The 11,475-nt window shown below is 44.2% G+C and carries 12 protein-coding genes; 11 read left to right on the forward strand and 1 reads right to left on the reverse strand.

Annotated elements, in window-relative coordinates; genetic code table 11:
* Positions 1-69: 69 nt before the first annotated feature.
* Positions 70-471: a peptide-methionine (R)-S-oxide reductase MsrB gene (gene msrB / locus IL_RS06495; protein WP_011234510.1), complete on the forward strand. Its 402-nt coding sequence runs from the start codon at positions 70-72 to the stop codon at positions 469-471.
* On the opposite strand, the gene IL_RS06500 is transcribed toward msrB, so the two are convergent.
* Positions 453-1,259: a DUF2989 domain-containing protein gene (locus IL_RS06500; RefSeq protein ID WP_167518465.1), complete on the reverse strand. Its 807-nt coding sequence runs from the start codon at positions 1,257-1,259 to the stop codon at positions 453-455. The genes msrB and IL_RS06500 overlap by 19 nt on opposite strands.
* 138 nt (positions 1,260-1,397) lie before the next feature.
* Here IL_RS06500 and IL_RS06505 point away from each other — a divergent pair, with 138 nt between their 5' ends.
* The 10 genes from IL_RS06505 (at position 1,398) to IL_RS06550 (ending at position 11,467) form a co-directional block, all read left to right on the forward strand.
* Positions 1,398-2,843 (forward strand): glyceraldehyde-3-phosphate dehydrogenase, encoded by a 1,446-nt coding sequence (locus IL_RS06505; RefSeq protein WP_011234512.1) that lies wholly within the window; start codon positions 1,398-1,400, stop codon positions 2,841-2,843.
* A gap of 66 nt (positions 2,844-2,909) precedes the next feature.
* Positions 2,910-4,037 (forward strand): M14 family metallopeptidase, encoded by a 1,128-nt coding sequence (locus IL_RS06510; RefSeq protein WP_011234513.1) that lies wholly within the window; start codon positions 2,910-2,912, stop codon positions 4,035-4,037.
* A 46-nt stretch (positions 4,038-4,083) separates the two neighbouring features.
* Positions 4,084-5,760 carry an alanine/glycine:cation symporter family protein gene (locus tag IL_RS06515; RefSeq protein WP_011234514.1) on the forward strand — a complete coding sequence of 559 codons (1,677 nt, stop codon included), beginning with the start codon at positions 4,084-4,086 and terminating at the stop codon, positions 5,758-5,760.
* Positions 5,761-5,890: 130 nt separating this feature from the next.
* A complete protein-coding gene (locus tag IL_RS06520; protein ID WP_011234515.1) occupies positions 5,891-6,220 on the forward strand; it encodes a Zn-ribbon protein in 330 nt (109 codons plus the stop codon).
* Positions 6,221-6,223: 3 nt separating this feature from the next.
* Positions 6,224-6,523 carry a YeaC family protein gene (locus IL_RS06525; protein ID WP_011234516.1) on the forward strand — a complete coding sequence of 100 codons (300 nt, stop codon included), beginning with the start codon at positions 6,224-6,226 and terminating at the stop codon, positions 6,521-6,523.
* On the forward strand, positions 6,520-6,993 hold the full coding sequence (locus IL_RS06530; protein WP_011234517.1) for a GAF domain-containing protein: 474 nt from the start codon (positions 6,520-6,522) through the stop codon (positions 6,991-6,993). The genes IL_RS06525 and IL_RS06530 overlap by 4 nt, the downstream gene beginning before the upstream one ends.
* Position 6,994: 1 nt before the next feature.
* Positions 6,995-7,285, forward strand: coding sequence for a hypothetical protein (locus tag IL_RS06535; protein ID WP_011234518.1), 291 nt, complete (start codon positions 6,995-6,997; stop codon positions 7,283-7,285).
* A complete protein-coding gene (proQ, locus tag IL_RS06540; protein WP_011234519.1) occupies positions 7,278-7,904 on the forward strand; it encodes an RNA chaperone ProQ in 627 nt (208 codons plus the stop codon). The genes IL_RS06535 and proQ overlap by 8 nt, the downstream gene beginning before the upstream one ends.
* A gap of 9 nt (positions 7,905-7,913) precedes the next feature.
* Positions 7,914-9,971 (forward strand): carboxy terminal-processing peptidase, encoded by a 2,058-nt coding sequence (gene prc, locus IL_RS06545; RefSeq protein WP_011234520.1) that lies wholly within the window; start codon positions 7,914-7,916, stop codon positions 9,969-9,971.
* A 110-nt stretch (positions 9,972-10,081) separates the two neighbouring features.
* The gene (locus IL_RS06550) at positions 10,082-11,467 is read left to right on the forward strand and encodes a sodium-dependent transporter (RefSeq protein WP_011234521.1); all 1,386 of its coding nucleotides are present in this window, start codon (positions 10,082-10,084) and stop codon (positions 11,465-11,467) included.
* Positions 11,468-11,475: the final 8 nt, after the last annotated feature.

Here is an 11,475-nt window from a genome sequence, read left to right on the forward strand (position 1 = left end):
CTTAAGTTTAGCACATGGACTGTTACAGTAGTACGAAATTTAATTGAAAGATAAAGGAGTTAAGCAAATATGAGTGAACACGACTGGAGTAACAGAAATGAACAGGAGTGGCGCGAAATATTAGGCGATGAAGCTTATTATGTACTGAGAGAAAAGGGCACTGAACGGCCGTTTTCCGGAAAGTATTTAAGCTGTGATAAAGACGGCGTTTACCATTGTGCCGGTTGCGGTCAGAAACTTTTTGAAGCAGGACATCAATTTGATGCACATTGCGGCTGGCCAAGTTTTGATGAAGCCATAAAAGGCTCAATTGACTATGTAAAAGATTCAAGCCATGGCATGACTCGTACTGAAATACTCTGCAGTCAATGTGGTGGGCATTTGGGCCACGTATTTGACGATGGCCCAACAGAAACTGGACAACGCTATTGCGTTAACTCACTAGCGATGCGTCACGAAGACGATGAGTAGTAACCGCGGAATTTACCCTCTTCAATTTTATCGACAATCGCTTCAGCGCGATCATCCCAGTCGTCGTATTGGTCTTCGCTGGCATTAACAATTGATTTCATACTGTTTTTATCCAGGTTTTTCTGGCCGAACTGCCAGGCAACCTGGGACCAGACATAAGCTTCAGGGCCATTGCCTTCTTTTAAATACATAGAAACTAGAGTTGAAGGTATTTCAGGATTTACTTTGTCATCGGGACGATACAGCCGGAGCGCGCTGTAAAGAAGCTCAAAGGTTTTTTCCGAGTCTTTCTTGGTATAATAGGTGGCTAACGCTAGTTTAAGTTCAGGCGTTTCCATTTGTTTGCTGCCCTCTAGTGCGAGAAGCTTATCCAGTGCTTCATGGTCGCTTCGGTTGGCCCAATGCCAGTATAGCCATAGAGGGTGTTCGGAATCGGCGGTCTCGTCAGCCAGCTTCTCTATATTTTTTCGTGAGTTAATAAAGGCCTCTAAACGATCCGACTGCTTCTGTTTTGATTTTGTCATTTCAAGTGTTGCAGCCAGCTCGATACATTTTGAGTACTTTTCCAGATCCCGCATGACGAAATACTGGTTTTCGCTCGTATCGTTTAGACTACGTTCATAACGACTGTAAATAAATTCGCTACGTTCTACGTTGCACCAGTTATCGGTATTTAAATCGCTACAAATACCAGGAGTAGACTCGCAGATTTTACTGACTGACGGCTTTCCTTCCATACATCCGGTTAAAGCGAGAGCAGCACTTGTAATAACAATTTTTTTTAGCATAGATATCAACATTTTTTTTGTGAAACACAATTGTTCCGTAAAATTGGCTTCATGCCAAGCTTTTCAGTACAATATCGCGGTTTTTAAGCGTAGCACTTTATAAGCTCACAGACATTACCATAGAGGACAGGGCTCACTATGAACTCTAACCAGCAAGATCCAACCTTATCAAGTTGGCAGGAACGTCAGGAATTCGCCGAGCAAATGCAACCTTTGCTTGGGAAGTTGTACCGGAACTTCGGTGTTGAAATTTTGGTTTATGGCCGTTCATTACTGAACGTATCGACCATTAATATTATTAAGGCACACCGTCTTATTCTTCGCCACGAAGGGCAGAAAGTTCGTTTACGCGAAAGCTTTCCGTTCTTGCAGGCTATGGCAGAGCTGAAACTGTCCCCGGCACGCGTTGATTTGGGCAAACTGGCCTATGGCTACTTGTTTGGAGATAAAGCTGATGGTTTGTCGGTTACAGATTACGTCAAACGTGAGTTAGCGGACATCATTGATTCAGAAGATAATATCGAACCTCGCGACGTGGTTTTATATGGTTTTGGACGGATAGGGCGCTTATTGGCTCGTCAGTTAATTGAACGTAATGGTGGCAACAATAAAATGCGCTTACGTGCCATTGTTGTTCGTGGCGGTCGCGATGGTGATTTAGAAAAGCGGGCAAGTTTACTGCGTCGTGACTCAATCCATGGTTTATTCAATGGTTCAATAACCGTTGATCACGATAGCCAGAGCATAAAAGCTAACGGTACCAGTATTAAAGTGATTTACTCTAATGGACCGGACCAAGTGGATTATACCCAGTACGGTATTAATAACGCGATTGTTATCGATAATACCGGTATCTGGAAAGATGAAGATGGCCTGGGTCTGCACCTGAAATCAAAAGGTGTTGATAAAGTGCTTCTGACGGCCCCGTCAAAAGGTGATATCAAGAATATCGTGTTTGGCGTGAACGATAAAATGATCGAAGACAGTGATAAAATTGTTTCTGCAGCAAGCTGCACAACCAATGCAATTACTCCTGTGCTCAAAGCAATAAATGACGAGTTTGGTATTCGTAATGGTCACGTAGAAACGGTTCACTCGTACACTAACGATCAGAACCTGATTGATAACTATCATACTGCAGAACGTCGCGGTCGCTCAGCGCCTCTGAACATGGTTATTACCTCTACCGGAGCGGCTAAAGCCGTTGCTAAAGCGCTTCCTGAAATGGCGGGTAAACTGACAGGTAATGCCATTCGCGTACCGACCCCGAATGTGTCAATGGCAATAATGAATCTGAACTTTGAAAAGTCGACAAGTCGCGATGAATTAAACGATTATCTGCGTCAGGTTTCTTTGCATTCAGAATTGGCTAACCAAATTGATTACACTGCTTCGACTGAAATCGTTTCTTCAGACTTAGTGGGTTCACGTCATGCTGGTGTAGTTGACTCTCAGGCAACAATAGTTGAAGACGACAGAGCCGTGCTGTACGTTTGGTATGATAACGAATTTGGTTATAGTTGCCAGGTTATTCGTGTGGCTGAAGCTATGGCCGGACTTAAGGTTCCTAATTTACCAAAATAATTGAAAAGCGCCTGCGGGCGCTTTTTTTCTACTCACTTTCTCAGAAACAACACATAAAGGTGAAGTATGCATATCACTGCAAACTTTGACAGTGGCAATATTCAAGTTATCAGCTCAGACAATGCCGATAACATTCGTTTAGCTATCAAAAAAGATCATCAATCTGATTTTTACCAATGGTTCCATTTTAAGCTGTTTGCTGAAGCCGGCGAAGAGCACGTGATGACCATTGAAAACGCTTCTGACTCTGCGTATCCGGATGGTTGGAAAGAATACCAGGCACTCGCCTCATATGATCGTGAAACCTGGTTCCGGGTTCCGACCGAGTACAATGGCAAAGAGCTGACTATTCGTCATACACCAGAGCAAGAAAGCGTCTATTATGCGTATTTCATTCCTTATTCTTACGAGCGTCATCAAGACCTGATTCAATCAGCTCAACAGTCAATTGATTGTTATCACGAGCTATTAGGAGAAACGATAGACGGCCGCGAATTAAACTTATTGGTTATAGGTGAACCCGCTGAGCACAAAAATACCATTTGGGTAACTGCACGCCAGCATCCTGGTGAGTCAATGGCTGAGTGGTTTATGGAAGGCTTAATTACACGTTTACTAGACGACGAAGATGGCGTGGCCCGTAAGTTGTTAGACGAGAACGTTTTCTACGTCGTACCAAACATGAACCCAGATGGTAGCGTTCGTGGGCATCTTAGGACTAACGCTGTTGGTACTAACCTGAACCGCGAATGGGCGGAGCCAAGCCTGGAAAAAAGCCCGGAAGTTTTTTATGTGCTAAAACGCATGCAGGAAACCGGTGTTGACATGTTTCTTGATGTGCACGGTGATGAAGCTTTGCCTTATAACTTTGTCGCAGGCTGTGAAGGTATTCCTTCATATGACGAGCGCCATAAAGACTTAGAAGACACTTTCAAGTCAGCCTTTTTAGCCGCAACTCCAGAGTTCCAGACGAAGTATGGTTATGAGCTGGATGAGCCGGGTAAAGCGAATATGACAGTCGCAAACTCTGCGGTGGGTGAGCGCTTCAAGTGTTTATCTTATACCTTGGAAATGCCGTTTAAAGACAATGCAGACTTACCTGACGAAGATTTCGGCTGGTCAGTAGCCCGTTGTCAGCGTTTAGGAGAAGATGTTTTAACCGCAATATTGGCAGTCTCACCAAAATTGCGTTAAAACTAGAGTTGGATCACAAAATAATAACAACAAAAGGGGGTCTTCCTTGGAAGCGCTCAACAATTTTTTGCTTTGGATTGACGGGTTTTTAGGCTCTGCAGCCTATTTCCCGTTTCTTTTGCTCGGTGTGGGATTATTTTTCTCACTGTATCTTGGTTTTCCTCAGGTACGCTATTTCAGACATGCCTGGAGAGTACTGGCCGGCAAATTCGATAAAAAAGACTCACAAGGTGATACCAGTCACTTCCAGGCCTTATCGACCGCGTTATCAGGTACTGTAGGTACCGGTAATATTGGTGGTGTTGCACTTGCGATATTCCTGGGTGGCCCGGCGGCTATTTTCTGGATGTGGATGACGGCATTCCTTGGTATGACCACGAAGTTTGTCGAAGTGACCTTGTCACATAAATACCGTGTAAAAACCGAAGATGGCACTATGGCTGGCGGACCAATGTACTACATGGATCGCCGCCTTAATATGAAATGGTTAGCGGTTATCTTTGCCATTGCGACTATTGTTAGTTCCTTTGGCACCGGAAATATGCCGCAAATTAATAACATTGCGCAGTCAATGGAACAGACTTTCTCAATTGATCCGGTCTGGACAGGGGCTATCCTCTCTATTTTACTGGCAATGGTCATTATTGGTGGCATCAAGCGAATAGCAGCGGTTACCTCGAAAATTGTTCCTATTATGGGAATTGTTTATGTCATTGGTTCTTTGAGCGTTATTTTCTTCAATATCGATAATATAGGCTCATCTTTCGTTTCTATTTTCACTGACGCTTTCACCGGTTCAGCGGCGGCAGGCGGCTTCCTTGGCGCCAGCTTCGCCTATGCGTTTAACCGTGGTGTAAACCGTGGCTTATTCTCGAACGAAGCGGGCCAGGGTTCTGCTCCAATTGCACACGCATCAGCTAAAGCCAAAGATCCTGTTGCTGAAGGTTTGGTTTCAATTCTTGAGCCTTTCCTGGATACCATCCTAATCTGTACCTTAACCGGTCTGGTTATTCTGTCTTCCGGAGTTTGGACTGAGAAGTTTGAAAATAACTTTGCCAGAAGCGATCTGGACTTCGTTGTTGGTGAGTACAATGACGTTGACAAAGAAGATCGCCAGGAGCTTTACAGATACCTGAACGACTACGACGACACTGAAATCAAACGCTATTCGGGTACGCTGAATGTTGTTGATGGTAAGGCGCAGACTGATGGTGAAATCACTATTTTGCATGCGCGCTCGGTTGCTGAAGACGTGCGTTTCATTATTGCCGGAGAAGATGCTTACAATGGTCAGGTGAAAATTGAAAATGGCAACTTGATTAAAGAAGACATCGAAGTTGTCGGAAAATCACTAGTGCATTCCGCAGCTCTAACCTCACTGGCTTTTGCTAATGGGTATTTCGGAGACTATGGGCAGTACATTATTCCTATTACCTTATTGATGTTTGCCTTTTCAACGGCTATTGCCTGGTCTTATTACGGTGACAGGGCGGTTGTTTATCTGGTCGGCCAAAAGGGTGTTATGCCTTACCGTATACTTTATGTCGCAGGCTTTTTCTGGGCGTCATTTGCAGATACCACCTTAGTTTGGACAGCTTCTGCTGTCGCTATTGTCTTAATGACATTACCTAACTTACTAGGTATGATTTTGCTGCACCGGGAAATGAAATCAACGGTTAAGTCTTATTGGAAAGACTTTGGTGATGCCGACAAGAAAAAGTAATAGAATAAGCATCAATTAAAGCAAAACGGTCAACTTAAAGTTGGCCGTTTTATTTTTTATTCCCTCGCAATGCTTGAAATTGAGAGCAAAAGCCTTATATTGCAAGGACTACATAAGAGATAGGTAGTTTATGGCGTTAACACAATGTCCTTCGTGTAATAAGCGAATTTCAAGCAAAGTAAAAGAGTGCCCGCATTGCCAGTTTGTTCTGGCTGGTCAGTCTAAAGATGATATAGAGCGTGAAGCCATACGGATAAAGCAGGAAAAATCCGATAAGCTGGTTTCCCGTTCAATGCTCGCCTTACTGATATCGATAGCCGCTTTTACTTATTTATTCCTTCAGCAACCCATGCCAAAAACTTGGCAATACAGCGTTGCCGTTGGCTTAATGGTCGGGGGATTAGTTTGGTTTATAATCAACCGCGTGCAGCTTGTCTTTTTAAAAAAGAAAAAGCGGTAAACTATGCAATTCGACGATTTAATTAAAAGTATGAATCAGGACATTTACGAGCGTCTGGTTCAGGCGGTTGAAACCGGTAAATGGCCAGATGGTAATCGTTTAACTGATGAGCAACGTGAAAACTCCATTCAATTGGTTATGGCTTATCAGGCTAGATATGCCAGCACAGAGGAAGCTTTTACTATTGGTGCTAACGGCGAAATAATTACGAAAACCAAACGGCAATTAAAAGAGGAGTTCAAAACTGACTCTGGCGAACAAATTGCTCGTTTCAAACTCGACCAACAAGAAGGCGAATTATGAGCTCTCAGCTGTATTCTGACTTATTAGCCCAAAGCCGGGCCTTAACAGAAGGTGAGCCCGATTTAATTGCAAATCTTGCGAATATCTCTGCGCTACTCTATGAGCACATTGAAGACATTAACTGGCTAGGTTTCTACCTTACCCGTTCCGATAACGAGTTGGTGTTAGGTCCTTTTCAGGGCCGCGTCGCTTGTGTTCGTATTCCTTTTGGCAAGGGCGTTTGCGGCGTTGCTGCAGAAACCCAAACCTGCCAGAGAGTTGAAGATGTTCACCAATTTGCCGGGCATATAGCTTGTGACTCAGCATCAAACAGTGAAGTTGTTGCACCTATAGTCGTTAATGGTAAAACCGTTGCGGTACTGGATGTCGATAGCCCGTCGGTGGGGCGCTTTAGTGAAGAAGACGCAAAAGCCATTCAGGCTATTGCTGACTACTGCCAAACTCTGAATTGGCAAGGGTTGCAGTCATAATATGTTTGTTGAATTCGATATTCACAGTTATTTAGTAACCAAACAAGATGTTATTTTCTTTGAAGAGCATGAAGAAGAAGCCGCTGATAAAATAAATGAAATGCTGCATCTTATTAATGCATTACGAGAGGATGACGATACAACAGAGCAGCTTGAAGAAATGGTTCGCCGTACTTTGTACGACTGGATTGAAGAGCCTGCATTGCTAGATTTGTCATTTGATGAAATGGACGACTATGTTCGAAACTTAATGAAAGTTGTCCGCGAACAGGAAGAAGAATGGAATGAGTGAACCTGAAAAGCTGACGAAAAGTAAAGATGTCATTGCCTATTTAGCCGAACAGTTTCCAGACTGTTTTACTATTAAAGGCGATGCCAAACCTTTAAAAATTGGTATTTTTGAGGATTTGGCGAAACGCCTTGAGGACGATGACAAAGTAAGTAAAACACGTTTAAGAACGGCTCTGCGCCATTACACCAATAGCTGGCGGTATCTATACAGCGTTAAAACGGGTGCTCAGCGAGTGAATTTAGACGGCGAGCAGGTAGAAGCTGTTACAGAAGAACATCAGCAGCATGCACAAGAGACTTTAAAAGAATCTAAAGCTAAAGTTGCAGAGAAAAACAAAGCAACCAACAAGGCTGCCGCTAAAAAAGCTCCGGCTAAAGATAAACCTGAAAATACAGCAAAAGCTAAACCGAAAACCGCAAAAAAACCGGCCAAACCAAAAGTTAAATTGGCTGATGTGGAACTCAACAAGCTTTCTGTTGGTCAACAGGTTCAGGTAAAAGCGGGGAACACCCCCATGTCAGCAACAGTTTTAGAGCTGGACAAGGACGACGTTCAAGTTCAGTTGCAAAACGGTTTAATTATGAAAGTAAAAGCAGATAAGATTTTTCTGCGCGCTTAGGAGTAGTCAATGAAACACTGGGCTGTAAAGAAATGTGCATTGGCACTGATGTGTGTTGTTCCTGTTGCGGTTGCCATACCGCCAGAGCACAAGATCAGTGAATTACCAGAGTTAGAGCAGGAAGCTCAGCATGATACAGCCAGTGAGCGTATTGCGTCCTATTTTACCCGTTATCATTTCAGTAGTTTGACGCTGGATAACGAGTTATCTGAGCAAATTCATGAGCGCTACTTTGACTTGCTGGATTACAGCAAAATGTTTCTTCTGAAAGAGGATATAGAAGCCGCCCAGGAGTATCGTCATTTGTTTGATGACATGCTGAAACGGGGGGAGCTTGATGTTGCTTACGACATTTATCAGAAAAGTCTTGAGCGACGTTTTCAGCGTTACGAGTATGCGCTTTCTATATTGGATGAAGACAAGCCCATGGATTTTTCGGTTGAGGGTGACAAGTACTACTACGATCGTGAAGATGCTGATTGGGCGGAGTCCAAAGAAGAGTTGGACGAGCTTTGGCAAAACCGTGTTAAATACGATGCGCTTAATTTGAAACTGGCCGGTAAAGAGTGGCCAGAGATAGTTGAGACACTCGGCAAGCGTTATAACAGTGCATTAAATCGACTGACAAAATCGAAAAGCGAAGATGTTTTTCAAACCGTTATGAACGCGTTTGCCCGTTCAGTTGAGCCGCATACAAGTTACCTATCGCCTTCCAACTCAGAGCGATTTCAGCAAAATATGAATCTCGAACTGGAAGGAATTGGCGCAGTACTTCAGTCAGAATACGATTACACAATAATTCGCAGTTTAGTCCCAGGCGGTCCTGCGGATAAAACCGATGAGCTTTCTCCAGAAGATAAGATCATAGCTGTAGGCCAAGGCTCCGGCGAGGATGAAGAGGAGTTTGTTGACATCATTGGCATGCGTCTGGACGATGTCGTTGAGTTAATTAAAGGACCCAAAGGAACAACCGTCCGTTTGCAGGTTTTAAAAGCCAGCCAAGGTGCCGGCGGCACTCCAAGTGAAGTTGAAATTGTCCGCGACAAGGTCAAACTGGAGGATCGTGCAGCAAAAGCCGAAGTCAAAGAGTTCGAAGAGGGGCCTTATAAAGGGCGTCGTCTTGGTGTTATCGAAATTCCTGGGTTCTACAATAACCTAACAGCTGATGTCAAAAAGCTGATTGAGGATTTAGAAAGCCAGAAAGTAGAAGGCTTAGTGATTGATTTGCGCGGTAATGGTGGCGGTGCTTTAACCGAAGCTATTGGTTTGAGCGGACTATTTATTGATAAAGGCCCAGTAGTTCAGGTGAGTGACGGGCGCGGGCGTGTCGATGTCAGTGAAGACAAAGACGGTAAAACCTACTATGACGGGCCATTGTTCGTTATGGTTGACCGTTACAGTGCTTCAGCGTCTGAAATTTTTGCCGCGGCCATGCAGGATTATGAACGTGCCTTAATAATAGGTGAAAATACCTTTGGGAAAGGTACTGTGCAACAACATCGAGGACTTGCCCGGCGCTTCGATTTCTACGATAAGCCACTAGGCAGCGTTCAATATACCATTGCGAAATTCTACCGCATAGATGGTGGCAGTACACAGTTAAGAGGTGTTCAGCCAGACGTTGTTTTCCCTTCGTTTGTTGAAGCTTCAGACTGGGGTGAAAGCAAAGAAGACAACGCGTTACCCTGGGATAAAATAGATAAGGCGAGTTATAGTCCCGTTGGTGAAATTAACAGTGCTGAAGTAAAAGATTTGCAACAGCAGTTAAATCAGAGAATTGAAGATGACCCAGAATTTTCTTACATATTTGAAGAAATAGAACGTTATAGAGAAGAGAAAGATAAAACATGGGTCAGCTTGGTGTTAACTGAGCGTGAAAAGAAACAAGAGCAGCAAAAAGCTAAGCAACTTGAGCGAGTTAACGAACGCCTGAAACGTGCGGGAAAAGAGCCAATCGAGAACGTTGAAGACGCTCCCGATGAATTTACCGAGGTAGATCCCTTCCTCGATCAAGCCGCTTTGGTTGCATTTGATTTCATTGATAAAAATCAACTTGCCTCGAATTAAATTGACCTTTTAAAAATACCGCCTTTACGGCGGTATTTTTTTGTGCGCTTGTCATAGACCCCAGTTTTGTGGTCATATAGCGCGTTACTGAACACAAACGATTAATAATAATGACAACAAATAATCAGGCGATATCAAGCCGATGGTCAAGTCGGTTAAGTTTTATACTGGCCTCTTCAGCAGCAGCTGTTGGTTTAGGCAATATTTGGAAGTTTCCCTACGTGATGGGCGAGAACGGAGGCGGTGCCTTTGTTCTGGTGTACCTGCTTTGTATTTTAGCCATTGGCATTCCAATTATGATGGCCGAGGTGATTATTGGTCGCCGTGGCCGACACTCACCAGGCTATGCAGCCAAATCGGTCGCATTAGAGTCGGGTAAGCATCCCGCATGGCAAGTTGCAGGTTGGCTGGGAATGTTGACCGGTTATCTGGTGTTAAGTTTCTATGCGGTTATAGCCGGCTGGGCGCTGGCTTATGTCTTTAAAGCCGCGCAAGGAGTGTTTACCAAAGCTTCTGCCGAGGACATAGGTAAAACTTTTGACGCACTGCAGGCGTCGCCCGGAGAATTGATGATCTGGCACAGCTTGGTTGTTATCGCTACCATTCTAGTGGTTGGCAACGGGGTTAAAAATGGTCTGGAAAGGTCAGTACGCTTCTTACTTCCCTGCATGATTGTGTTGCTGGTTTGCATTGCTGTTTATTCTGGCAGCATCGGTGATTTTTCCTCGGCTGTTAGCTTTATGTTTGAACCTGATTTCAGCAAGTTGACAGTTAACGGCGTAATGGTCGCGCTAGGCCACTCTTTTTTCACTTTGGGGCTAGCTTCTGGCGTTGTGATTATGTACGGCGCTTACTTACCGCGAGAAACCTCTATAGTACAAACCAGTGTATGGATTGCTGTTATTGATACCTTTGTCGCGCTGTTAGCGGGGCTGGCAATATTTCCTCTGGTGTTCGGTTATGGTTTAACGCCAAGTGAAGGCCCGGGTCTTATCTTTACTACCTTGCCTTTAGCTTTCAGTGAAATGCCTGCCGGAGGCTTTGTTGGAACCGTATTCTTCATTATGCTGGTTATTGCGGCGTTTACTTCCGCTATCGCCATGATTGAATCATCGGTTGCCTTTGTTTCAGAAAAATTTTCCTTAAGCCGTTGGCCGGCAACCTTAGTTTCTGGCGGAGTGCTATGGCTTCTGGGACAGTTGACTATCCATTCGTTTGCCGGCTCCGGCTGGGCTCAGTTAGACTCCGAGTGGTTAGGTAAGCCAATTGAATCACTCTTTGATATTATTGACGTTTTAACGTCGAGCTTACTGCTCCCGCTAGGCGGCCTTCTGCTCGCGCTATTAGCGGGCTGGGTAATGCGTTCGGAGTTCACGAAAGACGAACTGGATACAAAAAAGGGCATTTTCGATGTCTGGCTACTGTGCGTTAAATATATTTCTCCAGTCGCTATCATTATTATTTTTTTACAGCTGATCGGCTTTATAAAACTTTAGGTTGAATA

It is taken from the genome of Idiomarina loihiensis L2TR (assembly GCF_000008465.1).
GTDB lineage: Bacteria > Pseudomonadota > Gammaproteobacteria > Enterobacterales > Alteromonadaceae > Idiomarina > Idiomarina loihiensis.